27 protein-coding genes, 3 pseudogenes and 2 riboswitches are annotated in these 25,497 nt (G+C 35.1%); of the genes and pseudogenes, 21 read left to right on the top strand and 9 right to left on the bottom strand.

Going from position 1 to position 25,497, the window contains the following annotated elements:
- Positions 1-334 precede the first annotated feature (334 nt).
- The 10 genes and pseudogenes from Y7E_RS0113665 (at position 335) to Y7E_RS0113715 (ending at position 8,903) form a co-directional block, all read left to right on the top strand.
- Entirely contained in the window at positions 335-730 is a 396-nt protein-coding gene (locus tag Y7E_RS0113665) for a YidH family protein (RefSeq protein ID WP_017151821.1), read from the top strand.
- Positions 731-902: 172 nt separating this feature from the next.
- Positions 903-1,418 carry a GNAT family N-acetyltransferase gene (locus tag Y7E_RS0113670; protein WP_017151822.1) on the top strand — a complete coding sequence of 172 codons (516 nt, stop codon included), beginning with the start codon at positions 903-905 and terminating at the stop codon, positions 1,416-1,418.
- Between the two features lie 189 nt (positions 1,419-1,607).
- A complete protein-coding gene (locus Y7E_RS0113675) occupies positions 1,608-2,936 on the top strand; it encodes a YjiH family protein (RefSeq protein WP_017151823.1) in 1,329 nt (442 codons plus the stop codon).
- A gap of 172 nt (positions 2,937-3,108) precedes the next feature.
- Positions 3,109-3,687: pseudogene (locus tag Y7E_RS29815) on the top strand (GNAT family N-acetyltransferase).
- A gap of 433 nt (positions 3,688-4,120) precedes the next feature.
- Positions 4,121-4,750, top strand: coding sequence for a YdcF family protein (locus Y7E_RS0113690; RefSeq protein WP_017151827.1), 630 nt, complete (start codon positions 4,121-4,123; stop codon positions 4,748-4,750).
- Positions 4,751-4,919: 169 nt separating this feature from the next.
- Positions 4,920-5,009: riboswitch (SAM riboswitch) on the top strand.
- A gap of 58 nt (positions 5,010-5,067) precedes the next feature.
- Positions 5,068-5,886, top strand: coding sequence for a MetQ/NlpA family ABC transporter substrate-binding protein (locus tag Y7E_RS0113695; protein WP_017151828.1), 819 nt, complete (start codon positions 5,068-5,070; stop codon positions 5,884-5,886).
- Positions 5,887-5,899: 13 nt separating this feature from the next.
- Positions 5,900-7,060, top strand: coding sequence for an acyl-CoA dehydrogenase family protein (locus tag Y7E_RS0113700; protein ID WP_017151829.1), 1,161 nt, complete (start codon positions 5,900-5,902; stop codon positions 7,058-7,060).
- A 5-nt stretch (positions 7,061-7,065) separates the two neighbouring features.
- On the top strand, positions 7,066-7,827 hold the full coding sequence (locus tag Y7E_RS29820) for a methionine ABC transporter ATP-binding protein (protein WP_017151830.1): 762 nt from the start codon (positions 7,066-7,068) through the stop codon (positions 7,825-7,827).
- Positions 7,817-8,479, top strand: coding sequence for a methionine ABC transporter permease (locus Y7E_RS0113710; protein WP_017151831.1), 663 nt, complete (start codon positions 7,817-7,819; stop codon positions 8,477-8,479). Before Y7E_RS29820 ends, Y7E_RS0113710 begins: the two co-directional genes overlap by 11 nt.
- A gap of 202 nt (positions 8,480-8,681) precedes the next feature.
- Entirely contained in the window at positions 8,682-8,903 is a 222-nt protein-coding gene (locus Y7E_RS0113715) for a YdbC family protein (RefSeq protein WP_017151832.1), read from the top strand.
- Positions 8,904-9,059: 156 nt separating this feature from the next.
- On the opposite strand, the gene Y7E_RS34395 is transcribed toward Y7E_RS0113715, so the two are convergent.
- Positions 9,060-9,404, bottom strand: a complete 345-nt coding sequence (locus Y7E_RS34395) for a hypothetical protein (RefSeq protein ID WP_081584607.1) — start codon at positions 9,402-9,404, stop codon at positions 9,060-9,062.
- A gap of 6 nt (positions 9,405-9,410) precedes the next feature.
- Positions 9,411-10,559: an SH3 domain-containing protein gene (locus tag Y7E_RS0113720; protein WP_017151833.1), complete on the bottom strand. Its 1,149-nt coding sequence runs from the start codon at positions 10,557-10,559 to the stop codon at positions 9,411-9,413.
- A 397-nt stretch (positions 10,560-10,956) separates the two neighbouring features.
- Between Y7E_RS0113720 and Y7E_RS0113725 the strand changes: the two genes are divergently transcribed.
- From Y7E_RS0113725 to Y7E_RS31740, 11 genes and pseudogenes are all read left to right on the top strand, one after another.
- Positions 10,957-11,634 carry a copper homeostasis protein CutC gene (locus tag Y7E_RS0113725; protein WP_017151834.1) on the top strand — a complete coding sequence of 226 codons (678 nt, stop codon included), beginning with the start codon at positions 10,957-10,959 and terminating at the stop codon, positions 11,632-11,634.
- A gap of 28 nt (positions 11,635-11,662) precedes the next feature.
- Positions 11,663-12,217: a signal peptidase I gene (lepB, locus tag Y7E_RS0113730; protein WP_017151835.1), complete on the top strand. Its 555-nt coding sequence runs from the start codon at positions 11,663-11,665 to the stop codon at positions 12,215-12,217.
- Positions 12,218-12,536: 319 nt separating this feature from the next.
- Positions 12,537-13,304, top strand: a complete 768-nt coding sequence (locus Y7E_RS0113735) for an IclR family transcriptional regulator (RefSeq protein ID WP_017151836.1) — start codon at positions 12,537-12,539, stop codon at positions 13,302-13,304.
- Positions 13,304-14,011 (top strand): 5-oxoprolinase subunit PxpB, encoded by a 708-nt coding sequence (pxpB, locus tag Y7E_RS0113740; RefSeq protein WP_017151837.1) that lies wholly within the window; start codon positions 13,304-13,306, stop codon positions 14,009-14,011. Before Y7E_RS0113735 ends, pxpB begins: the two co-directional genes overlap by 1 nt.
- Positions 14,008-14,991: a 5-oxoprolinase subunit C family protein gene (locus tag Y7E_RS0113745; RefSeq protein ID WP_017151838.1), complete on the top strand. Its 984-nt coding sequence runs from the start codon at positions 14,008-14,010 to the stop codon at positions 14,989-14,991. Before pxpB ends, Y7E_RS0113745 begins: the two co-directional genes overlap by 4 nt.
- Before the next feature lie 26 nt (positions 14,992-15,017).
- On the top strand, positions 15,018-15,776 hold the full coding sequence (gene pxpA, locus Y7E_RS0113750) for a 5-oxoprolinase subunit PxpA (protein WP_017151839.1): 759 nt from the start codon (positions 15,018-15,020) through the stop codon (positions 15,774-15,776).
- A gap of 20 nt (positions 15,777-15,796) precedes the next feature.
- Positions 15,797-16,492: a DUF969 domain-containing protein gene (locus Y7E_RS0113755; RefSeq protein ID WP_017151840.1), complete on the top strand. Its 696-nt coding sequence runs from the start codon at positions 15,797-15,799 to the stop codon at positions 16,490-16,492.
- Position 16,493: 1 nt separating this feature from the next.
- Positions 16,494-17,456 carry a DUF979 domain-containing protein gene (locus Y7E_RS0113760; RefSeq protein WP_017151841.1) on the top strand — a complete coding sequence of 321 codons (963 nt, stop codon included), beginning with the start codon at positions 16,494-16,496 and terminating at the stop codon, positions 17,454-17,456.
- A gap of 15 nt (positions 17,457-17,471) precedes the next feature.
- A pseudogene (pcp, locus tag Y7E_RS29825) lies at positions 17,472-18,107 on the top strand (pyroglutamyl-peptidase I); the annotation flags it as partial.
- A 79-nt stretch (positions 18,108-18,186) separates the two neighbouring features.
- Positions 18,187-18,900 carry an NAD-dependent protein deacylase gene (locus Y7E_RS0113770; RefSeq protein ID WP_017151843.1) on the top strand — a complete coding sequence of 238 codons (714 nt, stop codon included), beginning with the start codon at positions 18,187-18,189 and terminating at the stop codon, positions 18,898-18,900.
- A 226-nt stretch (positions 18,901-19,126) separates the two neighbouring features.
- Positions 19,127-19,330 (top strand): GNAT family N-acetyltransferase, encoded by a 204-nt coding sequence (locus tag Y7E_RS31740; RefSeq protein WP_081584636.1) that lies wholly within the window; start codon positions 19,127-19,129, stop codon positions 19,328-19,330.
- A gap of 148 nt (positions 19,331-19,478) precedes the next feature.
- Here the strand turns inward: Y7E_RS31740 and Y7E_RS34400 are convergent, their stop codons facing one another.
- From Y7E_RS34400 to Y7E_RS0113800, 7 genes and pseudogenes are all read right to left on the bottom strand, one after another.
- Positions 19,479-20,030, bottom strand: a complete 552-nt coding sequence (locus tag Y7E_RS34400; RefSeq protein ID WP_237741387.1) for a phosphotransferase — start codon at positions 20,028-20,030, stop codon at positions 19,479-19,481.
- Positions 20,031-20,479: pseudogene (locus tag Y7E_RS33435) on the bottom strand (DUF2975 domain-containing protein); the annotation flags it as partial. It abuts the gene before it with no gap.
- A 305-nt stretch (positions 20,480-20,784) separates the two neighbouring features.
- The gene (locus tag Y7E_RS0113780; RefSeq protein WP_017151845.1) at positions 20,785-21,090 is read right to left on the bottom strand and encodes an iron-sulfur cluster biosynthesis family protein; all 306 of its coding nucleotides are present in this window, start codon (positions 21,088-21,090) and stop codon (positions 20,785-20,787) included.
- 97 nt (positions 21,091-21,187) lie between these two features.
- Positions 21,188-21,697, bottom strand: a complete 510-nt coding sequence (locus tag Y7E_RS0113785; RefSeq protein ID WP_017151846.1) for a GNAT family N-acetyltransferase — start codon at positions 21,695-21,697, stop codon at positions 21,188-21,190.
- The gene (locus Y7E_RS0113790; protein ID WP_017151847.1) at positions 21,694-22,266 is read right to left on the bottom strand and encodes a GNAT family N-acetyltransferase; all 573 of its coding nucleotides are present in this window, start codon (positions 22,264-22,266) and stop codon (positions 21,694-21,696) included. The genes Y7E_RS0113785 and Y7E_RS0113790 overlap by 4 nt, the downstream gene beginning before the upstream one ends.
- A gap of 137 nt (positions 22,267-22,403) precedes the next feature.
- A complete protein-coding gene (locus Y7E_RS0113795; protein WP_017151848.1) occupies positions 22,404-23,867 on the bottom strand; it encodes an amino acid permease in 1,464 nt (487 codons plus the stop codon).
- A gap of 112 nt (positions 23,868-23,979) precedes the next feature.
- Positions 23,980-24,172: riboswitch (Lysine riboswitch) on the bottom strand.
- Positions 24,173-24,519: 347 nt separating this feature from the next.
- Positions 24,520-25,419, bottom strand: coding sequence for a TSUP family transporter (locus Y7E_RS0113800; RefSeq protein WP_017151849.1), 900 nt, complete (start codon positions 25,417-25,419; stop codon positions 24,520-24,522).
- Positions 25,420-25,497: the final 78 nt, after the last annotated feature.

Here is a 25,497-nt window from a genome sequence, read left to right on the forward strand (position 1 = left end):
CTGATACTTTTGACGCAAGGAACTTAACTCCCAATAAAGGTCAATTAACCTTGTGAGAATATAAGTGATTTTCTGAAAACGTTTAATTAGAGATGAAGGGTGTTGAGATTAGTTTGGTCTTAAGAATGATTAGTTTTGAGTGGGAACAGGAGATAGCAAAGTTATAAGGAGTAGGTTTTTGAAGATCTAGAGTTGTACTATCATTACTAGTTATAGTGAGGATTTCTAATACACCTAGCAGTTTGCTTGGTAACTTTGGATTCTTCTATTAAGTAATGGGCTTTGCTATGTCTCTTTATTAAAGTTTGCTAATAAAGGAGGCGATTTCTTATCTATGGAAGCTTTAAACAAGAAGAAAGGATTACCAGAAGAAAGTGTGAAATATGCCCAACAACATTTAGCTAATGAAAGAACTTATCTTGCATGGATACGAACTGCTATATCTATTACAGGAGTAGGGTTCTTAACGACTTCATTACATTTTACTATTAAAATCAGTTCGAATTTATATGTTAATATATTAGTAATAGTTCTTGGAATCTTTGCGTGTGTTATTGGTTTCATAACTAGCATGTTGTCTACTGTTCAATATGCAAGAAAAAGAAGAGAAATTCAAGAAGGTATCTTCATTCCGTCTAATCATTCTATTATTTTTGTATCTATCCTTTTTTCATTGTTAATTTTTATGATTTTTATGTATCTGTCTCTCATACTATTTATGAAATCTTAATTACATTAGAAAATTGAGTTTGTTGAAAAGTGTATTCTTTACTTCATTGCGTTGCCGTACAAACTCCTTAAAAAAAGCTTATTGAAACAAGAAAAGAAATTGATTAAAGGTATTAATTTTATAAGTTCAGCGGATAAAATTGTTTTTTCTTATTGAATTGGAGGGAAGAAAGGTGTATGTAAATACTCTTAAAGATTACCAAATTAGAAAGGCACATAATGATGAAAGTACTCTCATTATTAATATGTTAAAAGAAATCGCACAATGGCTAAAAAAGAATGAAATCAATCAGTGGCAGTACCTGTTAGAAGGTGGCGATGATGAAGAAATCATACAAGCTGTAACGAACAAAAATACGTATATTGTCTTAAGAAATAAAGAAATCATAGCTACTTTTACACTATCTTCTATACAAAGTGAATGGGATCGACACATTTTTGGAGAAGAAGCTGATGCTAATTCACTTTATTTACATAGATTTGCGATTGTTCCTAAATATATGGGGAAAGGGATAGGTAAAGACATCTTGATTTGGATACAAGAATATATGAAAAATAACAAGGAGTATTTAAATTTAGATTGTGTAACAAGCAATATCAAACTTAACAATTTTTATAAAAGAAATGGATTTGAACAAATAGGTGTAACGGATGGGCATAGCAAATTTCAAAAACGTATGAAAAAGTAGCTACCTAATTAAGGTGATCCATTTTGATTATTTCAATTCAAGTATATTTTGCGATAATATACTTGTTTTAAATTTGTAATATGTAACTTATTTAGTGTAGTTAAACGGATTTTTCTATATCTCCAGAATGAAAGAGAGGAATATGGACTATTTATACAGAATATTTAGATAACTGGAGGTGTATGGGAATTGAGTCAAGTTGAATTAGAAAACAAAATAGTAAAAACAGGGCAGGAGAAACGAATTATTCTTCGTTTCGTACTTGCTAGTATGGTTGGTATTTTTATGTTTTTTGTTCCTGTTACGATCAATGGTGCTTCATCAATCATGATTGATCACATTGTATCTTGGATTCGGACTGAAGTTCCGTCCGTTGTACCATACTATGCTTTACTTGTTATGATAATAGGTGCTATTTATCCGTTTTATACAAAGAAATGGAATGCATCAATTGTAGATATTTGTTTTTCATTTTTAAAAGTTATTGGGGTTGCATTTGGGGTATTATACTGTTTTAAAATAGGACCAGCGTGGTTTTTTGCTCCTGATGTTGGACCGTTTCTTTATGAAAAACTAGTTGTGTCGGTAAGTTTACTTGTACCAATTGGATCGGCATTTTTAGCATTATTAGTTGGCTATGGGCTATTAGAGTTTATCGGTACTTTTTGTAGACCAATTATGAGGCCGCTATGGAAAACACCGGGACGTTCAGCGATTGATGCAGTTGCTTCTTTTGTTGGGAGTTATTCTCTAGCGTTACTAATTACCAATCGTGTGTATAAAGAGGGAAAGTATACAATTAAAGAAGCAGCAATTATTGCGACAGGTTTTTCAACGGTTTCGGCAACATTTATGATCATCATTGCCAAAACGTTAAACTTTATGCACTTATGGAATTTATATTTTTGGACCACACTTATCGTAACATTCATTGTAACCGCTATTACTGTAAGAATCCCACCACTACGAACAAAACCAGACACATATATTACAAAAGAAGGTTTTCCAGAACCCATCTATACAGAGAAGATGTTAGAGCGTGCTTGGGAAGATGCATTAGACGTAGCTAAATCTGCACCAAGTGTGATGAGAAATATCTTATTAAATTTAAAAGATGGATTCATTATGACGATGGGGATTTTACCATCCATCATGTCAGTCGGATTAATTGGTATTTTGCTAGCAAAGTATACGCCAGTTTTTGATTGGATTAGTTATATTTTTTATCCATTTACTTGGATTATGCAGCTTCCAGAAGCCGGACTAGCTGCAAAAGCAGCATCAGTTGGAATTGCTGAAATGTTTTTACCGTCATTACTTGTTGTGAGTGCACCGCTTGTAACTAAGTTTGTTATTGCAGTTGTATCAGTATCATCTATTTTATTTTTTTCAGCGTCGATTCCGTGTATTTTGTCTACAGATATTCCTTTAAAAGTTTCAGAACTTATTATTTTGTATGTTGAAAGAACGATCTTAACATTGGTGATTATTACACCAATTGCATATTTAGTACTTTAAGATTGAAAAGGACTCACTGATGCTATTAAAGTGAGTCTTTTTTATAGTGTTCTGTGGTTTCTGGTGAAAGAAAATTTGTTTTTTATAGAAAGGAAACGAAGTCTTTATATTTTGAAAATACTTTCGTTTCTAGATATTATATAGCTAGACACATAGAAAAGGGGATTTGTTCATGAAAATAATAAATGAACGAGCAGTGTTACGATTAATGGATACAAATGACACAGATAAATTATTTTCAATTATAGAAGGAAATAAAGAAATATGGACGTATTTAATAGCTAAAATGGATAGCTATCAAGATATGGAGCGATATGTTGAAACTGCAGTAAAAAGATAGAAAAAGGGGACGGATTTACCGTTTGTTGTGATAGATCAAAAGACGAATGAAATTGTAGGCAGTACACGTTTGTATAGTATTTCAAATGACAACAAAACGGTTGAACTCGGTCAAACATGGTATCATCCGAGTGTACAACGAACAAGTATTAATACGGAATGTAAGCGCATGTTATTGCAATATGCTTTCGAAGAATTACAGATGCTTCGCGTACAAATAAAGACAGATTTACGAAATGAAAAAGCACAGCGAGCAATTGAAAGGCTAGGCGCAGTAAAAGAAGGGGTATTACGAAATGAAAGAAGGTTACCGAGTGGCTATGTAAGGGATGCAGTAGTATATAGCATCATTGCAAGCGAGTGGCCAGTCGTAAAAGAACAACTACTGCAAAAAATGCATTTGTATAAATAGGAGGGTTATATGGCAAGCATTGAAACAAAGAGACTAAAGATGATTCCCTTTACATGTGTACTTGAGGAACAACATATGAAATATTGGATTGTAAAGTGAAGTGGAAGAGGTATACGCCCCTAAGAGGGGAAAATATACCTCTTTTTCTTACAAAATGATTACTTCTTTTATATACTTTTGTTTCATCATTCCCTTCTGTGAAGAAATTCGTTACAATGGAGTTGTATGAGAAATTTGTACATAAATCAAATTCATAAAGTATGAACCACACATAATAGTAAATTAAAAATCCTCTATTTGAATGAAAACCCTTTATAGCACGAATCGATTGTTGAGAAAAGTGCCTTCTTTCAAATAAACTCAAATGTAATGATTCAAAAAAGGATCATTTTAAATTAATAGAAGTATGGATGATGCACGGAGGCTAGTACAAATGAAACAAAATAAGAAAAGTAAAAAAAGAAGAATCTTGCAAGTGTTCTTGCTTATGATTAGTTCTATGATTCTATTTGTAAGTTATGTAGCTTACGATATTTGGAGTTATCGCTTTAAAACAGATGAGGTACCTACAGATGCTGCTGTTGTACTAGGAGCGGCTTCTTGGAACGGAAAACCGTCTCCTGTATTTCGCGAAAGAATCAATCATGCGATTTCCTTGTACAAGAATGGAAGTATTAAAAAGATTATTTTTACAGGTGGTACCAAATTTGAAGCGGAGCAGGAAGAAGCACGTACTGCGAAAGCGTATGCATTAAAGCATAACGTAAAGGATGAAGACATATTAATTGAAACACAGTCACGTTTTACAGAAGATAATTTAAAGAATGCTAAGCAGGTCGGAATTGACAATGGCTTACATACATATACGATTGTAAGTGATCCTCTTCATATGAAGCGAGCGATGAGAATAGCGAAGCATATTGGGATGGATGCGTATGCATCACCAACTCCAACATCGGCATATAAAACATTAGATACAGAAATTCCGTTCTTTTTTAAAGAATTATGTTCTTATATTGGGTATGTTGCATCGTTACCTTTACGTATTTTAAAAGGTGATTAAAAAGCAAGAAAAGGATAGATAAAGGCAGAGTAGTTCTGCTAAGTCTATCCTTTTTTATGTAAGTGCGGTTTGAAATTTCTATAACTTAACAAATTATAGAAAATTTTTTCGGTTAAAACCTTGTATTTTCATCGGAATAGTGACACAATAAAGGGCATAATCAAATATAATCTTATCGAGAGAAGTGGAGGGAACGGCCCAATGAAACTTCAGCAACCTGAAAGAGAATAAAAAGGTGCTAATTCCGAGTAGATAAGAAGGAAAAGAGATGACAACCTTCTTATATGTAAGGTTGTTTTTTAGTAGGAGGAGAGAAGATGAAGCGTTTATTTTTTACACTTGTAAGTATTGTATGTAGTTTATTTGTTATTACTGGTTGTACGCAGTCATCAGCGGGCAATCAAAAAGAAATTCGTTTAGGTTTTACGCCTGGTCCATATAGTGATCAAGTGAAAAAATCCGTACAACCGTATTTAGAGAAAAAGGGGTATAAAATTAAAATTGTAGAGTTTAATTCACCAAACGAAACAAATCCAGCATTAACGAATAAGGATATTGATGCAAATATATTTCAAAGTACTGCTTTTATGGAATCTTACGCAAAAGAAAATCATGCGAAAATTTCAAGCATTATTCAAGTTCCATCAGCACCTCAAGGTGTATACTCTGAAAAACATAAATCATTAGATGATTTGAAAGATGGAATGAAAATCGGGGTACCAAATGATCCGGTTAATTTAGAACGTGCATTACGTATTTTAGAAGGTATTGGCTGGGTGAAATTAAAAGAAAATGTAAATATTTTAACAATTTCCGAAAAAGATATAACGTTTAAAAAGAAAGATTTTAAATTGGTACCGCTTGAATCACCACAAATCCCAAGGGCAATGAAAGATTTAGATTACGGTATTATTAACGGAAACCTTGTCATTTCATCTGGACATAAGTTAAAAGAAGCACTGGAATTAGAAAAAACGCCATCACAACATAGAATTATTGTTACTGTTCGTGATGAAGATAAGGAAAAAACATTTGCTAAAGATTTAATTGAGGCATATCATTCACCAGAATTTAAAAAGATGATTCAATCTGAAGAACAATTTGAAGGTTTTGTTTTACCAGACTACTTAAAGTAAAGGAGATTTTCATATGACACTCACGTTTGTAGAAACAGAAGAACAGCTTCTCATATTAGAGAAAATAAAAGAATTAATTCCTAAGTTTGCGGAAAGAGAACATCAACTGAGTGAACTGGGATCTTTTCCTTTTGAAAATATTAAAGATTTACAGAATATTGGTTATACAAAGTTAACCCTCCCGAAAGACTTTGGGGGAAAGGCTATTTCATTATATGATTTTGTTTTATTTCAAGAGAAAATCGCAGAGGGTGATGGAGCAACGGCTCTATCAATTGGTTGGCATCTTGGAATTGTGAAAGAGCTTGCTGAAAATCGGTCGTGGAAACCTGATATGTTTTCTTGGTTTTGCGAAGAAGTAAAAAAAGGTGCTCTCTTTAACCGAGCGGCAACAGAACCAAAAACAGGGAGTCCAACGCGGGGCGGAAAACCAGAAACGTTAGTTGTACAAAAAGGTAATAAATGGATTGTGAACGGAAGAAAGACTTTTACAACGATGGCACCAGTGCTCGATTATTTCATCATATCTGCGAGCATCGAAGGGCGAGATGAGATCGGTGAATTTATTATTCCAAGACATGAAAAGGGTGTGATTATTGAGGAGACATGGGATAGTGTTGCGATGCGTGGAACTGCTAGCCATGATCTTGTATTACAGAATGTTGAAATCCCGAATAAATTCTTTACAGATATAAAAGGTTCAAAGTCGAAACCAAAAGGAATTGGATGGTTACTTCATATACCAGCATGCTATTTAGGGATTGCACAGGCTGCAAGAAATTATGCCATTGATTTCGCAAAATCATATCAACCGAATAGTCTCAATCATCCTATTAGCTTACTCCCTAATGTTCGAAGATTAGTTGGAGAATTAGAGCTAGAACTCTTGCAAGCTCGTACTTTTTTATACCAAGTTGCTAAAAAATATGATGCCGTAGAAGATAAACAAACCTTACAAGCGGAATTAGCAGCAGCGAAATATATTGCGACGAATGCGGCGATATCGGTTGTTGATAAAGCGATGCGAATTGTTGGGGCAAAAAGCTTATCTGAGAAAAATCCATTACATCGCTATTATTTAAATGTTCGTGCTGGTTTACACAATCCACCAATGGATGATGTAACACTCTCATTACTAGCAGACGATGCCTTTAAATCAAATGAAAAGGAGTGAACGAAATGATAACGTTACGCGATATAAATAAAACCTTTCAGACGAAAGAAGGTGTATTTCACGGTGTAAAATCAGTCTCTTTGCAAATTGAAGAACATGATATATATGGAATTGCTGGTTTAAGTGGTGCCGGAAAGTCGACGTTATTACGTACAATGAATTTACTGGAAAAACCAGATTCTGGTTCGGTGATTGTAAATGGGGAAAATTTAACAAAGTTATCCAAGAAAGATTTACGAACAGCAAGACAGTCAATCGGTATGATTTTTCAGTATTTTCATCTTCTTCATAATAAAAATGTATCGGATAATATTGCTTTACCATTAGAATTGAAATCAGTTTCAAAAGAAGAGAGAGAAAAACGTGTAAGAGAGTGCTTGGAGATTGTTGGTTTAAGTGATAAAGCGCATCATTTTCCTTCTCAACTAAGCGGTGGACAAAAACAGCGTGTTGCGATTGCTCGTGCATTAGCAAATGCTCCAAAAGTATTACTTTGTGATGAACCGACATCGGCACTCGATCCGAAAACGACACTATCTATTTTGCAATTTTTACAAAAGATAAATAAAGAGTTAGGAGTTACAATCGTAATTGTAACTCATGAAATGAATGTAATTAAACAAATTTGTAATAAAGTAGCAGTGATGGAAGAAGGAGAAGTTGTTGAATCATTCCACTTACGTGATCAACACTTAAAACCAACATCAGAAATTGCAAAGCTTCTATTAGGTATAGAGGAAGAGAGGGGCATGGCACATGTTCAATAATGTTATTCCGCTGCTTCCAGAGATTTGGACATCACTTTTACAAACATTATTAATGGTTGGACTCTCAGTTGGAGCAGCAATTATTTTAGGTGTTCCTTTAGGTGTAATTTTATATTTTACAAGTAAAGGACAAATTTTGGAACAAAATATTGTTCATCGTATTTTAAACGGCATTGTAAATATTATTCGCTCATTTCCATTTATTATTTTGCTAGTGGCTCTTGTACCACTTACAAGAACTTTATTAGGAACTACAATTGGTCCAATTGCTGCAACGATTCCTTTATCAGTAGCAGCCATTCCTTATTTTGCGAGACTCGTAGAGCAAGCACTGCGTGAGGTTCCAAAAGGAGTAATTGAAGCTGCTGAAGCAATGGGAGCAACCCCGCTGCAAATCGTGTGGAAGGTACTACTTGTTGAAGCGCGTTCAGGTCTTGTATTAAGCCTAACTGTTTTAACGGTAAGCTTTATTTCATACTCAGCTATGGCAGGTGTTGTTGGTGGCGGTGGTGTCGGTGACTTAGCAATCCGTTTTGGTTATTATCGCTTCCAAACAGATGTTATGGTTGTTACAGTACTTATGCTTGTTGTCCTCGTTCAATCTGTTCAATTTATTGGGAATAGGATTGCTGCAAAAATTGATAAAAGGTAAGTATGAAAAAGGGCTTCGGTATATACCCAAGCCCTTTTATAGTGAAAGATGAATTGCTAAAGGTATTCTACTAAGTTCAAACAATCGGTGGAGTTCATAATAAATCGGAGGTAGATGTGTGGAAAATTAGCTCTATCGATATAGATATGAGAGAATGTAGGAAATCTAAATAGGGAATATATATTTTAAAGGGGGAATAACAGTGGCGGAAATTAAATTTGATATTAAAGAAACATTTGGAGCGTTATCACAGTCACCTAAAGGCTGGAATAAAGAGCTCAATTTAATGAGTTGGAACGGAAAAGAGCCAAAATATGATCTGCGTGATTGGGCGCCTGAGCATGATAAAATGGGGAAAGGTGTCACATTGACGATTGAAGAATTAAAAGCATTAAAAGATATTTTAAACCGTATGGAGTTATAAAAACGAAATGCTTGTGCAGAGAAAACCACTTTTGAATCATTATTTCAAAAGTGGTTTTCTAGTACATATAACATTTCATTCTAGAGTTATCTTTAAATTTTACTCTACAATAGAAACTAGATGTTACTTTTGCATGAGCATATATGTCAGAAAAGACTATATGATCTTTGCCTCTTCGTCTTCTTTTTTGTGATGTTCAGGCGTGTAGATATATTGGGATACGATAAGGAGAACGCTTATAAAAAATACAGGAAACATACTCGATATAAATAGACCATCATACTTTAAATTAATGATTAGACATACAATAATAATGAGTGATGTATATAGATGAGAAATGTGTTTTCTTAATCGTATTTGAAATATTTCTCGCAATATTTCACAGCATACAAATAGAATGAGCATACTTAAAAAAATTACATTTGTATCATAAATGATGAAACAACAGATTAGGCCGAAAAAGGCTAGATATTCAATGAGTAATGGAAGATTACGCAACATAATATGTTACCTTACTAAGTAAGGTAGTGGATCAACGGCATTTGTTTTTTCAAAATTCCATTCCCCATTATGTAATTCGAAATGAAGATGTTGCCCAGTTGAATGTCCAGTATTCCCCATCTGCCCCACCACTTGTCCAGTTTGAACGCGATCTCCAGCTTGTACAGATCGGTTTTTCATATGTGCATAAACAGTTGTATATAATTTTCCTTTTATGTAATGAGTGACGAATACGACGTTTCCGTAGCTACTAGAATAGTAGGATTTGATAACTTTTCCAGCAGCTGCAGCGCGAATAGGCTTATCTCCAGTTGCCGTAAAATCGACACCATAATGCATTTGCCCCCATCTGACTTCGAAGTTTGAGCTAACTTGTCCTTGTGTTGGAAATTTAAAAACAGCAGGGATAGAAGGGGATGAAGATTTTTCTTGCTGTTTATTTTGTAATACATAATGCTGTGCAACATAACCATATCCAGAGCCAAAACGAATTTTATACCATGTACCTACTGTGCCTACTACTTGTATTTGTGTCCCATTTTGCAAGGAACCAATAACAGCAGTATTTGTTCCTGCACCACTTCTTACCCTTAGTTTAGGAGTTGCAACATAATAAGAATTATTTTGTATAGTGATTCCTTTAACGAATGGTTGTGAGTTATGTGATACAAATTCTTTTTTTACATATCCTATTTTTCCGTTGTGAGAGATGAGGTACCAGTCATTATGCGTTTCTTGTACAGAGATAAATGTCCCGTTTGGTAATACGTCAAGGATTGATGATTGTATACTTGGTTCTGAACGAAGGTTTAAAGCGTTTGTATTTACGATATATCGATTACGCTGTTGATCTAATTTTGTCAACGACAAATTAGATTTTTGTATGTAACCAATTTTGTTTTGAGCGTTTACTTTATACCAGTCACGTGTAGTTTCGAGAATGGTAACAGGTGTATTGTATGAAATACTGCCAAGGGAATCACCATTTGTTGTATTTTCTTGATATAGTTGGACTTTATCAAGTTTTACATATCCGATTTTTACGTTGTTTTTTGGCTGTACAGCAGCTGTTTGCATATCCGCTTCAGTAATTGATGGGAGAAGAGAAGTGACTGCGACAGTTGCTAACGTCAATGTTGTAGCTTTCATATTCATCGTATAATGAGCCCCCTTGTGTAATTTATGACAAAATTTAGAATTATATTAAAAGAATAACAGAAATATAAGGATTATGGAAATAAATGAAAAGAATTTTTGGTTTTCTCAACATAAGTTTTATTCGTGCGATAATATTTGGAGAAATCTATGAAATATTGGATGGTTTAAGTGGTGCGTGGAAATTCTCCGGTATTCTCTAGGAAGATTAACTGTTTTATAGAATTGACAGACTTCATGTGATAACCGTAACAGTTTTGAAAAAATAATAAATCTGTTAGGGATTTTTGAAATCTTTCTTTTCAATTCTTTTTTTTATGTTTTATATGAGAAACCTAGGTTTCTTATTTATGCTGCGGTATAATAATGTGGAAAAAGTACGAAAAGAGGTAGTTTCATGCTAGAAGTCATTGCAACTTGTTTAGAAGATGTGAAGCAAATTGAAAAATCTGGTGGAAATCGAATTGAGCTAATTTCAGCATATACAGAAGGTGGGTTAACGCCAAGTTATGCGTTTATAAAAAAAGCGGTGAAAGCAGTAAGTATACCGATCCATGTTATGATTCGTCCCCATGCTAAGTCATTTATATATACAGCAGAAGAAATCGAAATGATGAAAGAGGACATACAAATTGCGCAAGAACTTGGTGCAGCAGGTGTTGTTTTAGGTGTGTTAAATGAACGAAATCAAATTGATGAAGAAAAATTAACAGATTTATTATCTGTTGTAAATGGGATTAATGTAACGTTTCATCGTGCAATTGATGAAGCCCCTGATTTAATCGAGGCAGTTCAAACATTACGTAATTTTGAAAAGGTAACCCATATTTTAACCTCTGGTGGTCAAGGGAAGATAGAAGAGAATATTCCTGTACTTTATGAAATGCAAAGAGTAAGTCAAGGCGATATCCAGCTCATTGCAGGAAGTGGCGTGACAAAAGAAAATATAAAGCGACTATTGAATGAAACAGGAATTTCAGAAGCACATGTTGGTACTGCAGTTCGAGAAGGTAAATCTTGTTTTGCTGAAATTGATCAAAAATCTGTACAAGAGTTAGTAAACTTAATAAAGTAATTTTTATGACAGAAGGAGAGGGAAATAGATGAAAGACAGCAGGAAAAAAGAAATCGTTTCATGGATTAAAACAATCGGAATTACACTAGGAATCGCTATTGTTGTACGAGGTGTTTTATTCACTCCTTCATTAGTACAAGGTGAATCTATGATGCCTACTTTAGAAAATAATGAGCGTGTGCTTGTAAATAAAATTGGTTTTAATATACAAGGTTTGGATCGGTTTGATATTATCGTTTTTCATGGGAAAGAAGGATATGATTTAGTGAAGCGAGTAATTGGCTTACCAGGAGATACGATTGAGTATAAAAATGACGTCTTGTACGTGAATGGAAAAGCAGTTGATGAACCATATTTAGCCGATTACAAGACCGAGGTATCTAAAGGGAAATTAACTCCTGATTTTACATTAGAACAAAAAACGGGGAAAACAAAAGTGCCAGAAAGCCAAGTGTTTGTGTTAGGAGATAATCGTCAAGTTTCAAAAGATAGCCGTATGTTTGGTTTTGTTTCTGAAGATCAAATTGTTGGAAAAGGTGAGGCGGTATTTTGGCCGTTGCAACAAGTAAGAGCGCTGCATTAAAGAAAAAAAATTCGTATACGCATAAAAAGCATTGAATGTTAATTTAAGTAGTAATGAAATAAGGCCATTATAAAAAAACTCAGAGCTAAAACTCTGAGTTTTTTACGTGCTGTTTACTTTGTGATTTTATTTATGAATGCTACGTTATCTAATTAAGATTTTCTTCACAATAACTGAACTACTTAATGATTATTTCAATGCTATTATTATTTGAGAAAACTATTGTTTAAAAAGAAAGAATATTTTATAATTTTAAATTATATGTTTGTTTCGAAAAACGGAATTCTTGTTCCAAATTTCGGAACTTAGGGGAGTTAAGATGAGTTTAAATAAAACGGCAGTAAAGACGATGGATATTTTAGAATTATTTTATGAACATGAAGAGCTAACATTGACAGAAATGGTTCAGCATACGGGAATGCCTAAAACATCTGTATATCGTTTGATTGGTTCGCTTGAAGAAATGGATTTTTTACAAAAGACAACAAAGGGAACATATAGGCTGGGATTAGTATTTTTAAGGTTTGGTCAACTCGTGTCGAAGCGATTGTCAGTACGAAATATTGCAAAGCCATATATGAAAGAGCTCAGGGATTCTCTTGGTCAAGCTGTCAATTTAATTATTCAAGATGGTAATGAGGCAATTTATATTGAAAAAATGGATGGCGATCAACCGGTAAGAGTATATACAGAGATTGGAAGGAGAGCACCTTTATATGCAGGAGCATGTCCGCGTATTTTACTTTCGTATTTTTCAGAAGACGATCAAATGCAGTATATAGAGAAAGTACAATTAAAGCGATTTGCAGATGGAACGATAGTGGATAAAGAAGAGTTGCAAAGCCGATTACGTAAGGCGAAGAGAGAAGGATATACGATAAGCTATTCGGAACTTGAAAATCATACAGCTGCAATTGCAGCACCCATTTTCGCAAGCGATGGCACTGTAATAGCTGGTATTAGTATTTCAGGATTAGAAGTAGAGTATAATGAATCGACAATTCCAACCTTTATTACAAAAGTAAAAGAGACAGCGTATCAAATTTCGAAAGAACTAGGCTGGATAGGTGAAAAGGAAGAGATATGATGAAATTTTCAGCATTAGGGGATCAAGCAGTTGTTGTTACGTTTGGAGAAAAAATTGATTTGGGTATATATGAAAATGTGCAAAATTTACGCGGACTATTACAGAAAAATCCGTTTGATGGGATGCTTGAGTGTGTACCTTCTTTTACTTCTTTAACGGTTTACTATGACGTATATAAGTTATGGAAGAAAAATGAAAGAAAGGTAGTACCCTATAATTTTGTATGTGAATACACGAAGCAATTGTTTAGTCATAATCAAAATAAAATACAAAAACAATATGATTGTATTTCAATTCCTGTTTGTTATGGGGGGGAATATGGGCCTGATTTAGAAGAAGTTGCGGCTTATCATAGCCTTTGTATAGAGGATGTGATTCGTCTTCATAGTGAAGCGACTTATTTTGTTTATATGTTAGGGTTTACACCAGGTTTTCCTTATTTGGGTGGTATGCCAAAAGAACTAGAAACGCCTAGAAAGCAAACACCACGTTTACAAATAAAAGCTGGGTCAGTGGGGATTGGTGGCAGTCAAACAGGAATATATCCATTAGAAACACCAGGTGGCTGGAATATTATTGGCCGAACACCAATTGCGTTGTTTCAACCAAATGAAGAAAAGCCTACATATGTCCAGAGTGGAATGTATTTACGTTTTATCCCAATAACAGAGGAAAAGTACCTGGTTATGGAGGGAGTTAGAAAATGAATGTTGAGGTTTTATATGCTGGGATGTTTACAACGGTTCAAGATTTAGGAAGGTATCACTATCAACAATATGGTGTGCCTGTTGGCGGTGCTATGGACCAGGCAGCATTAAGAATGATAAATATGTTAGTTGGAAATGAAGAGAATGAAGCTGGATTAGAAATTACAATGATGGGACCGAAATTGCTTATAAAGAAAACAACGTTGCTGGCAATTGGTGGTGCGAATATGGAGCCACTGTTAAACGGGAAGCCAATTCCACTATGGCGACCAGTGTTAGCAAAAGAAGGTAGTATGCTTTGCTTCGGGAAGGCGCAGTTTGGGTGTAGAACATATGTAACATTTGCAGGTGGAATTGATGTTGCAAGTAGTATGGGAAGTAAAAGTACATATGTAAGAGCAGCTATAGGTGGAATAGAAGGACGGGCACTGAAAAAGGGAGATCTTTTTCAAATTAGTACACCGTCAAAATTTGCTACTTGTATGATAAAGAAATTGATGGATGAAGAAAGAATAGCAACACGTTGGGGCATATGTAATCATGTTTTACCTAAATATAGTCGCAGTCCCATCATTCGCGTGATTCCAGATTTTGAATGGGATCAATTTAAGAATGAGAGTTTAGAGGCGTTTTTTACAAAAGAATATAAAGTATCAAACTACGCTGATCGTATGGGCTATAGGTTTGAAGGTGAAGAACTAAAAAGAACAGAACAATCTGAGATTTTATCGAGTGCAGTTACGTTTGGGACGATCCAAGTACCGTCTGGTGGTCATCCAATTATCTTAATGGCAGACAGACAAACAACAGGCGGATATCCGCGAATTGGTAATGTCATATCAGTTGATTTACCTATTCTTGCGCAATTGAAACCAGGTGATTATGTCACGTTTGCAAAGACTTCTATAACAGAAGCAACGGAGCTTTACATTGAGCAAGAGCAAAATATGAATCTACTAAAGAAATTCATCGCTTTATAAGCATAAAGTAGGAGGAGAAATAGGATATGGCTACTATTGATTTAAATTGTGATTTAGGAGAAGGATTTGGCGCATATCAAATAGGAAACGATGATAAAATTCTTCCTTTTGTTTCATCTGTAAATATTGCATGCGGCTTTCACGCCGGTGACCCAACTGTCATGCGCCAAACCGTTGAAAAAGCATTGAACAATGATGTAGAAATCGGTGCGCATCCTGGGTTTCCAGATTTAATTGGGTTTGGGAGAAGAATGATGCGTGTTTCACCAGAGGAAGTATATGATTATGTTTTATATCAAATAGGGGCATTAGATGGGTTTATAAGGGCGGCAGGAGGTAGCATGCATCATGTCAAACCACATGGCGCATTATACAATATGGCCGCTTTAGATCAAGAAATTGCAGATGCAATTGCAAAAGCGATACATAATATCAATCCGAATCTATTTCTTTATGGATTAGCGAATAGTAGATTTGTGCAAGCTGCTAAAAAATACGAGGTGAAGCTTGTGCAGGAAGCATTTGCAGATCGTACGTACCAACCAGATGGAACGTTAACAAGCCGAACAGAAGAAAATGCACTTATTAAAGGCGAAGAGGAAGCAATTAAGCAAGTGTTGCAAATGGTGCAAGAGGGGAATGTACAAGCTGTTGATGGAAATCATGTATCCATAAATGCACAAACAATTTGTATACATGGTGATGGAGAGAGAGCTGTACAATTTGCAGAAAAAATATACAGAATATTGCGATTTAACAACGTTTCTGTTTGTGCACCAAAATAGAATAAGGGAGAGATACATAGATGTTGAAATTAATTGGAATATTGCTTGTAGCGATTGGCTTTTTATTTCGTCTTAATACGTTATTAGTTGTTATGGTTGCAGGAATTGCAACGGGTATGATTTCAGGAATGGGTTTTTATGATGTGATTAGTATGTTTGGAAAGTTTTTCATCGAAAACAGATATATGTCGATGCCAATTTTATTAACACTTCCTGTCATTGGAATATTAGAGAGGTATGGACTGAAGGAAAGAGCGGAAGCGTTAATAACGAAATCTAAAGGAGCTACAACAGGAAGAGTACTAATGTCATATTTTACAATTCGCGAAGCTTCAGCAGCTGTAGGACTTAATATTGGTGGGCATGCACAAACAGTAAGACCGCTAGTTGCACCAATGGCAGAAGGAGCAGCACATGGGCGTTATGGAAAGCTACCGGAAAAATTGAAAGAAAAGATTAAAGCGAATGCAGCGGCGGCTGAAAATACGGCATGGTTTTTTGGGGAAGATATTTTTATAGCAACAGGAGCAATTCTATTAATGAAAGGATTTTTTGATTCTGTAGGAATGCATGTTGGGGTGTGGGATATGGCGCTTTGGGGAATTCCTACGGCAATTTCTGCTTTTATTGTAAGCTGGATTCGGTTTAGGCGATTTGATAAGTATATTGAAAACACAATGAAAAAAGAAGAGAAGCAAGAAAGAGAGGCGATGTAAGGTGAATCTCATTACACTTGATTCAATTTATTATTTACTAGGTATAATTGTTGCCTTTGTTGCGATTCGTGTCGCTTTTGATCGCCAGCATCCAAATCGCCTTGGTTCGAGTTTGTTTTGGGCATTATTTTCTATTACATTTTTATTTGGAAATATGATTCCGTCATTTTATATTGGTTGTATTGTATTAGCGATGGTCGTTTTAGCATCGTTGAATAAGGTAACGAAGTCTAATGAAAAAGAAGCACCTACAGAAGAACGAGTGAAACATGCGGAAAAGCTGAGAAATAAAATTTTTATGCCTGCTATTTTAATTCCTATTTTTACGATTATTGGTACATTAACATTAGGAAAGTTAAAGTTCGGAAATGTATTTCTCGTTGATCCTGAGAAAGTTACATTAATTGCATTAGCTCTTGGGGCATTGCTTGCTTTTGTAGCAGCAATGGGAATAACAAAAGCAAAAATAACAGCCCCAGTACAAGAGGGAAGCAGATTATTACAAGCTGTCGGCTGGGCAGTTATTTTACCACAAATGTTAGCTGCGCTTGGCGGTATTTTTGCAAAGTCTGGTGTTGGCCAAGTCGTATCTGATTTAGTGGGACAAGTGTTGCCGACAGAATATCCATTTGTTGCTGTTATGGCATATTGTTTAGGGATGATGTTGTTTACAGTTGTAATGGGGAATGCCTTTGCTGCTTTTGCTGTTATTACAGGCGGGATTGGTTTACCTCTTATCGTTCAAATGCATGGTGGTAATCCGGCGATTATGGCAGCGCTTGGAATGTTTGCAGGGTATTGTGGTACGTTGTTAACGCCAATGGCAGCAAACTTTAATATTGTACCAGCTATGCTATTAGAATTAAAAGATAAAAATGCGGTAATTAAAGCGCAAGCACCAATCGCGATTACGATTTTTGTTATTAATATGTTTATTATGTATGGGCTCGTATATCGATTTTAGTAAGGAGTGGGAATGGTGAAGACAGTATTGTTAACAGGGTTTGAACCTTTTGGTGGAGAGGAGATTAATCCTGCCTGGGAAGTTGCAAAGCAGCTTGATGGACAAGTGATTGGAGATTACAAGATTATTAGTAAAAAAGTTCCAACTGTGTTTCATAAATCATTACAAGTGCTGCAGTCTTATATAGAAGAAATAGAACCAGAGCTTGTCGTATGTATCGGGCAGGCAGGAGGACGCCCAGATATTACAGTGGAACGAGTTGCAATAAATGTAGATGATGCAAGAATTGCTGATAATGAAGGCAATCAACCAATTGATGAACCTATTATAAAAGAGGGACCAGCTGCGTATTGGTCTACACTTCCGATGAAAGCGATTGTAAAGAAGCTTCGTGAAGAAGGAATTCCAGCTTCTGTTTCACAAACGGCAGGTACATTTGTTTGTAATCATCTTTTTTATGGACTGATGCACATGTTGGCAAAAGAGGAAAATGAAGCTGGTGGAGGATTTATACATATTCCTTTTTTACCAGAACAAGCAAGTAGTCATCCAGGACAACCGAGTATGTCGCTTTCAACGATTACAAAGGGAATTGAATTATTAGTACAGGTCGCATTAGAGATGGAAAACGATATAATAGAATGCGGGGGGGGCAACACATTAAGTAAATATACGACATCTTACTACACCTGCTATAATAAAGGAAGAAATATACATAGAGGTGAGTGCTTTGCAGCAATACGAGGAAGTTCGTTCTATTATAGAAAAAGCAAATAAAATTACGGTGTTAACGGGTGCTGGGGCCAGTACTGAAAGCGGGATTCCGGATTTTCGTTCAGCAAATGGTTTATACGCAGATGCAAAAGTAGAAATGTACTTATCAAGAGGTTATTATAACCGTAGTCCAAAAGAATTTTGGAAACATTATAAAGAAATATTTCAAATTAATACGTTTCATCAATATAAACCGAACCGTGGTCATGAGTTTTTAGCAGGCTTAGAAGAAGGAAAAGACATCGCTGTATTAACACAAAATATCGATGGTTTACATCAATTAGGTGGTAGCAAACATGTTATTGATTTACACGGTACGTTGCAAACCGCTCATTGTCCAAAATGCCGAGCGAAATATGATTTAAAGTATATGATTGATCATGAAGTACCACGATGTGAAAAGTGTAATTTTATTCTAAATCCAGATGTCGTTTTATATGGTGATACATTACCACAATATCAAAATGCGATTGAGCGCTTATATGAAACAGACGTATTACTTGTAATGGGAACGTCATTAAAAGTTCAGCCAGTTGCTTCGTTTCCGCAAATTGCAAAAAGAGAAGTAGGGGCGACGACTATTTTAGTGAATGAAGAGTTAACAGGTCAAGAGTATAATTTTGATTATGTCTTCCAGCAGAAGATTGGGCAGTTTGTAGATCGATTTTAAATGAGTGTCAATGTAAGTTATGAATTATATAATCAATATAATCTACAAATGGTAAAAGATAACTTTCTTTGGATTCCAGCTCTAAATAATGGGATGATGAAACGCTTGCTAAGTTGACAGAAGCATTTTCTAACTACAGTTCATGGATTCAATAGTTATAAATAAAACAAGCCGGCTCTAATGAGTCGGCCTGTTTTATTTATAACTTCTATCTTTAAGATTTCTTATTTTTCTTAAAGAGCCAGAAGAATTCATCGGTACTTGTAGTCTTCACAATATTGATTGGGAGAAACTACAATTTGAGATAGGTTACCGGATTGATTCTAGATTTAGCGGAAATGGTTATAGGACTGAAGCAATGCATGTATTAACTCATTTTGCGATGGTAGATTTAAAAGCAAGAAGATTAGAGTATGTCCAAGTTTACTAGATTTCTTGCACTAGAACCTATGACAGGACTGATGTAACTTAATAAAAAGACAGCATCTATTTATGATACGGTTCACTGCACCAATATATAAGGCGGTTTTTAGAATTAAAAATACACCTTAAAAGGAGCTCACTAATTTTAGAGTCGTTCAAGAAGATCTCCATTCAAGTTCTTTAATTGCAAATTTGCTAATTTTTTCTTTGTCTGTAGCCAAGCAGCGTTCGAATTCTTCTAAATTGATTTCACGTATTTTTTCCATCTTCCTACTCATCAGGTCTATAAATTGAAAAGGAAAACACTGATCGATGATGAGAAGTTTCTCCTCTTCCTCCGAAAAAGGACGAACATTTCTGTAGGATTGGAGGATTGTTTGGTACCTTGTTGAATTCCAGTTTCTAAGGTCATGATTCATCCAAGTAATCATTCTAGATAAATCTACGAAGGGGAGAGAAAGCCCTACTGTATCAAGATCTATAATTTTCCAATTCCCACTCTTATCACTAAGAATATTAGATCTTGAATAGTCTCCATGACCCAATATCGGATCAAATTCTGCTAATTCTATAAGATTTTCATAGGTTGTACGCGGAAGTTCTTTTATCACCCAATTGCACCTTTTATAGAGCCAAAAATAATACTGAGAAAAAAATCTTATTATTTTATCATCCCTCGAGTATAATTCTTTATATTTTTTTTCCATTTCTGACTTTATATCAATAGCTTCTTGTAAAAGCCTTTGAAGAACAGCCGTAAAGGTTGCAATTACACTTAAAGCAAAAATGCTTATTAGTGCTAGCATTATAATACCTGTTATATCTTCGCTGCCATAAAATATAGCTACGGATATTATTATTCCTACTACAATTAAGATACTAATTGTGATTGCACAGTACTTTATATACTTCAAAGCTCTAACAGATAATTCCGATAAAGCCATGTTCTTATCGATGTAGGTTAAAAGTTTAAATGCTTGATACAAGGCAACATAAAATGGAATACACAGTACATACGCATATACTAAAAAGGGATATTGCAAGTAAGCAGTCTCGGGATGTGCTGCTGCATCTCTACTTGCTACCCCAGGCAACCCCAATATACACACAGCAAGTACTGCAATGCCAATAAGAAAATAACTACTTTTAAGAAAATTGTTGAACCTTGTTTAAAGTTATAAGCATTCCTCTTAAGAAATGCTTATAACTTTAAACTATTCAATTGAGTGCATTGCTTGAGTAAGAGACAAGTATTATTTATTGCCCTAAATCTATTGAAAATCAAAAAACGATAAGTGAGTTGTGATTAAACAATATTTAAAATCGATTCTTTTAGTTTACTGTAAATGTGTGTCTATAAGATGCTTTCTATTGAACTTTAATTCAAGGAAACATATTGATTAGATTAGGTAAAAATGAAGAATCCCCCTATGCTTCGGTTAAGAAACATAGGGGGATTCTTCATTTTTTTACTGATAAACCATATACAAGCGTTTCACTAGGAGTCGTAATACTAAAGCCTGTCGTTTTATAATCAAGCTTTAATGTATCGCCTATATAGTCTTTTGTAAAATCATCCATTTGAATGATAAGCTGCTCATCTTCATAAACAACTTCGTTCGAATTATACTCATCGAAAATTAAATCAATATCAACAAATATACTACAAGAGTTTGTCATTGTTCCTCTAATACGTATGATGTTTTTGTTATTTGCGTTGAATTTATGTAGTACAGCTTTTGCCTCATCAGTTACACGAATGTTCATGGAATCCCAACCTTTGTTTATAGTTCTTATTCTATTATTGCAAAAACATGAGAAATAGGGAAGTAAAGGGATTCAATGAATGATAAGTGTATAGGAATTACGATTTGAAAAGTAAGGATGGTACTGTAAATGTTTGTGTTAAGCATAACTCGTCATTGCTCACTTTTTCAACTTCTTCATACTGAATTTCATTCTTTTGGTAGAATTTTTTCCAGAAATTCACCGCTGCTTTATTGCTTTTTAATTGCATTACATAATAAGTTCCTTTGTGCTGTTTTAAAAGTTCTAAAATTGCTAGCTCTCCTATCTCTTTTCCACGGTACGCTTTTAATATGAAAAGATCGTTAATGCAGAAATCTGTTTCAGGTGCTGTGAATGGTGATTTCGCGAACATGAGAAACCCGACATATTTTTCTTCATATTTAATAAAGTAAGGAGAAAGCTTATCTCGGTTACAAATAAGTTCAAAAGCATCAAATTCAAAAAATCCATTTTCATTCGGATGAAGGGTAGAGGAGAATTCGGATAAATCATGTAAGTATAACGAATAAAAATTTCTTAATATCTCTCTTTGCTCTGTAGAAACAGCTTCAAGGGTAATGTTCATTTTAATACCGCCTTTTGTAAAAATAACTCCTTTGAAATCTGAAAGTACAGCATACCTTCATACTCGTGGAGAGATTTCTCTAAGTTTTGTACAGTTTCTTTGAATTGAAATCCAAGCTTTTCTAATACATGAATAGATTTTTTGTTTTCTGGAAAGACAGAAGCGATGATCGTTTCCATCCCAATTATCGAGAATGCATATTGTAAAAGAGCAGACGTTGCTTCGGTTGCATAACCTTTTCCCCATGTATCATGAGAGAGTGCGTAATATAGTTCAGTTGAGGTTAGTTCGAAATCAGATGGGCCTAACCCACAATAGCCGATTAATTTTTGAGAAGCCTTTTCTATAATAGAAAGATTAAATTTAGCAATATGATTTACAGAATTTTTTTTATTCATATCTATGCTCCAGTAAATAATATCTTCAATTTCTTTAAGAGAATAGACGGGTTCTGGAATATAGAAATTTACTTCAGGTTGTTTTTGTAATTCATATAAGGCGGATGCATCACAGATCCTATAAGGTCGTATATGTAGTCTTTCTGTTTCGATTTGAAAATTTACAAACATGTCGCACCTTCTTTATGTTGAATTTCTTACATGTAATACACCATTCGACAGAAAATGAAAATATCCTTTGAATGTAAGGATTCATTCCAATAAAAAAGGTCAGCAAACACTATATTGTTTGCTGACCTTTTATCATTTTATAGTTCACATTTATCAAGAGGGATTACTTTTGTTTTCTTTGTAAATTTATATCCTAACCACATCGCAAGGAAGAGAGGTAAGCCGATATAAGAAACAAGTACACCATTCCAATCGATAGACTCGCCTATAAATGCTCCGTAATTTTGTCCTAAAATGACAATGATACAAAGTGCAAATGCGAAGATTGGACCAAATGGGAACCATTTTGCTTTATACGGTAAATCATTTAAATCTTTTCCTTGTGCAATGTACGCTTTTCGGAATCGATAATGACTAATTGCGATACCTACCCATGCGATAAAACCGGACATTCCAGATGCATTTAATAGCCAAACATATACAACGCCGTCTCCAAATAAGGAAGCTAGGAAAGCGACGCAGCCAACTACTGAAGTTGCGATTAACGCATTAACAGGTACGCCGCGGCTATTTAATTTACCTAGAAATTTCGGTGCTTTTCCTTGTCGCGCTAAATCCCAAAGCATACGAGTTGATGCGTACATGCCTGAGTTACCAGCAGATAAAACTGCAGTTAAAATAACAGCATTCATAACAGAAGCAGCAAATGCAACTCCAGCTTTCTCAAATACAAGTGTAAATGGACTTACTGTTACATCGCTAGCTGCAAGACTTTCAGTTGTATACGGAATTAATAGACCGATAACAAGAATTGCAAAGATATAAAATAATAGGATGCGCCAAAAGATTGAACGAATTGCTTTTGGAATGCTGCGCTCTGGATCGGCAGTTTCACCAGCAGCTACACCTAATAATTCAGTTCCTTGGAATGAGAAACCAGCCGCCATAAATACGCCGATGATTGCCATGATGCCACCGTTAAATGGTGCATCTGCAACTGTAAAGTTTTTAAAACCTACTGGTTCACCACCCATGATGCCGAAAATCATCATAAATCCAACAATTAAAAAGATAATAACAGTTGCTACTTTAATAAGGGCAAACCAATATTCTGCCTCACCAAATCCTTTAACAGATAAGTAATTTAAAAGAAACATAATGACTAAACAAAGGCCACTCCAAATAAGGGAAGGCGTATTTGGGAACCAAAACTTCATAATTAATGTAACTGCAGCAAGTTCAGCTGCGATTGTAATTGCCCAGTTATACCAATAATTCCAGCCGAGTGCAAATCCAAGAGATGGATCAACAAATTTTGTTGCATATGTGCTAAATGAGCCAGCAACAGGCATATATGCGGCTAATTCAGCTAAGCTTGTCATTAAAAAGTAAACCATAATTCCGATTGCCGCATAAGCTAAGAGAGCTCCACCGGGCCCTGCTGTGTGAATGACACCACCACTGGCAAGAAAGAGCCCGGTACCAATTGTACCGCCGAGAGAAATCATTGTAAGGTGGCGAGATTTTAATCCGCGTCTTAGTTCACCTTGTCCTTGTGTAGATTGAGTTTTAGAGGTAGCTTGATTCGCCATGCTATTCATGTTCAACACTCCTTTTCTTGTAAGATAGGAAGGAACGGGGGAGAAAAATACAAAAAACCGCCAAAGGAATTTGGCGGAACGTTTCACAAATAACCACCCCATCATACCCTTCCGTTAAGATAGCACCCCACGTTTACACGGTATTTTGTAAACGTGACAGTTCTGTTCCTATTCGGAGACAGACCCAGCTCGTACTTCCAGAGAAGAAATACGAACTTCGGCAGCATTTCCTTTCGAACGGAGTCATTGACATCCTCTGTGTCTAAGCCATTCTACTAATAAAAGCCGCAACCTCTACCTCATCGGATTGATGAGGATTTATTCATTGCTGTGATTTTTAATATATGGCAATTGTAATTAGTTTCTGAAAATATTGCAAGGAATTTTTGTAGGAAAATATCAAAAAAAATCGGTTATTGTATAGGAAACGTTTTCAAAATTCCACCCGAACCTACTTGATATGTAAAAAATGAAGAAAAAATTGTTATACAAATGTTTCGCAAAAAGATATGGAAAATCCTTTAAAAGTTAAAAGAAAATTCAGAAAAATAAAATTCGACATTGACTATAAACAAAATAAAGAGTGCCAAAGAGAGTAAAAAAGGTAAGCAAACTTATCATTTGCTTACCTTAGTATTTTACATCACCTTATTTAAGGCAAAACTCGCTTTTGTCCAGTCGTATATCCAACGTTTTGCTTTGTAAGTTGGGAATGATTTCGAACTGAGATGAAAAGTGCAATGATAACGATAAGACCTACCGCAACATAGGAAAGGGTAATAATGGTTGGATCCACTTTAAATGATGTAAGTAGCGTCCGAATATTTGTAAAAATTATCAATCCACCAACAAGTACACCCAGTAAATGTGAAGGTACAATTCGTACTAACCATGCAGCAATTGGAGCTGCTAGAATGCCACCGAGCATAAGGGCAAATACCCAAACCCAGCTAACTTGTTCCCATCCTAATGAAATGAAAAATCCGATAGTTGCTGCTAAAGATACTGGGAATTCACTTGTATCTACGGAACCAATGACTTTTCGCGCTTCATTTCCTCGTGCAAGTAGTACTGGTGTTGTAATTGGTCCCCAGCCACCTCCGCCTGTTGAATCAACAAATCCAGCGAACAATCCTAATGGGATAAGCTGCTTACCAGACATACGTTTATTTGATTTGACAATTTGTTTTTGAATAATAAATCGCAATAAAATATAGACACCTAATGTAAATAAAAAGAGTGAAATGTATGGTTTAATTAAATCGCCAGGCAAGTTACTTAAAAAGCATGCACCGACAAAGGCACCAATTGCACCAGGTAATGTCAGTCTGGATACGGTATACTTATCAACGTTTCCAAATCGAATATGTGACACGCCAGAAGCTGCGGTTGTAACAACTTCAGCTAAATGAACGGATGCGGAAGCGACAGCAGGTGCAATTCCAAACATTAATAATAATGAGGAAGACGTTACTCCGTACGCCATCCCAAGTGCCCCGTCAATGAGTTGAGCAAAAAAACCAATAATAGCAAAGACAATTAATTTCTGCATGTATAATCCCCCTGTAATAATAAATAAAAAAGGCTCTTTTCCCTAATGAGAAAAGAGCCTTTGGTTTTTCCAATCAGC

Origin of the sequence: Bacillus bingmayongensis (genome assembly GCF_000299035.1) — a bacterium.
GTDB classification, from domain to species: domain Bacteria; phylum Bacillota; class Bacilli; order Bacillales; family Bacillaceae_G; genus Bacillus_A; species Bacillus_A bingmayongensis.

What these genes read in the sequence shown, in the direction of transcription:
- Y7E_RS34400 (WP_237741387.1), bottom strand. Translation starts at nt 20,030, where the DNA reads ATGGAAAAAAAATATAAAGAATTATACTCGAGGGATGATAAAATAATA.
- Y7E_RS0113710 (WP_017151831.1), top strand. Translation starts at nt 7,817, where the DNA reads ATGTTCAATAATGTTATTCCGCTGCTTCCAGAGATTTGGACATCACTT.
- Y7E_RS0113780 (WP_017151845.1), bottom strand. Translation starts at nt 21,090, where the DNA reads ATGAACATTCGTGTAACTGATGAGGCAAAAGCTGTACTACATAAATTC.
- Y7E_RS0113745 (WP_017151838.1), top strand. Translation starts at nt 14,008, where the DNA reads ATGAATGTTGAGGTTTTATATGCTGGGATGTTTACAACGGTTCAAGAT.
- pxpA (WP_017151839.1), top strand. Translation starts at nt 15,018, where the DNA reads ATGGCTACTATTGATTTAAATTGTGATTTAGGAGAAGGATTTGGCGCA.
- Y7E_RS0113695 (WP_017151828.1), top strand. Translation starts at nt 5,068, where the DNA reads ATGAAGCGTTTATTTTTTACACTTGTAAGTATTGTATGTAGTTTATTT.
- pxpB (WP_017151837.1), top strand. Translation starts at nt 13,304, where the DNA reads ATGAAATTTTCAGCATTAGGGGATCAAGCAGTTGTTGTTACGTTTGGA.
- Y7E_RS29820 (WP_017151830.1), top strand. Translation starts at nt 7,066, where the DNA reads ATGATAACGTTACGCGATATAAATAAAACCTTTCAGACGAAAGAAGGT.
- Y7E_RS0113725 (WP_017151834.1), top strand. Translation starts at nt 10,957, where the DNA reads ATGCTAGAAGTCATTGCAACTTGTTTAGAAGATGTGAAGCAAATTGAA.
- Y7E_RS0113790 (WP_017151847.1), bottom strand. Translation starts at nt 22,266, where the DNA reads ATGTTTGTAAATTTTCAAATCGAAACAGAAAGACTACATATACGACCT.
- Y7E_RS0113795 (WP_017151848.1), bottom strand. Translation starts at nt 23,867, where the DNA reads ATGAATAGCATGGCGAATCAAGCTACCTCTAAAACTCAATCTACACAA.
- Y7E_RS0113690 (WP_017151827.1), top strand. Translation starts at nt 4,121, where the DNA reads ATGAAACAAAATAAGAAAAGTAAAAAAAGAAGAATCTTGCAAGTGTTC.
- lepB (WP_017151835.1), top strand. Translation starts at nt 11,663, where the DNA reads ATGAAAGACAGCAGGAAAAAAGAAATCGTTTCATGGATTAAAACAATC.
- Y7E_RS34395 (WP_081584607.1), bottom strand. Translation starts at nt 9,404, where the DNA reads ATGTTGCGTAATCTTCCATTACTCATTGAATATCTAGCCTTTTTCGGC.
- Y7E_RS0113755 (WP_017151840.1), top strand. Translation starts at nt 15,797, where the DNA reads ATGTTGAAATTAATTGGAATATTGCTTGTAGCGATTGGCTTTTTATTT.
- Y7E_RS0113800 (WP_017151849.1), bottom strand. Translation starts at nt 25,419, where the DNA reads ATGCAGAAATTAATTGTCTTTGCTATTATTGGTTTTTTTGCTCAACTC.
- Y7E_RS0113735 (WP_017151836.1), top strand. Translation starts at nt 12,537, where the DNA reads ATGAGTTTAAATAAAACGGCAGTAAAGACGATGGATATTTTAGAATTA.
- Y7E_RS0113700 (WP_017151829.1), top strand. Translation starts at nt 5,900, where the DNA reads ATGACACTCACGTTTGTAGAAACAGAAGAACAGCTTCTCATATTAGAG.
- Y7E_RS0113720 (WP_017151833.1), bottom strand. Translation starts at nt 10,559, where the DNA reads ATGAATATGAAAGCTACAACATTGACGTTAGCAACTGTCGCAGTCACT.
- Y7E_RS0113785 (WP_017151846.1), bottom strand. Translation starts at nt 21,697, where the DNA reads ATGAACATTACCCTTGAAGCTGTTTCTACAGAGCAAAGAGAGATATTA.
- Y7E_RS0113665 (WP_017151821.1), top strand. Translation starts at nt 335, where the DNA reads ATGGAAGCTTTAAACAAGAAGAAAGGATTACCAGAAGAAAGTGTGAAA.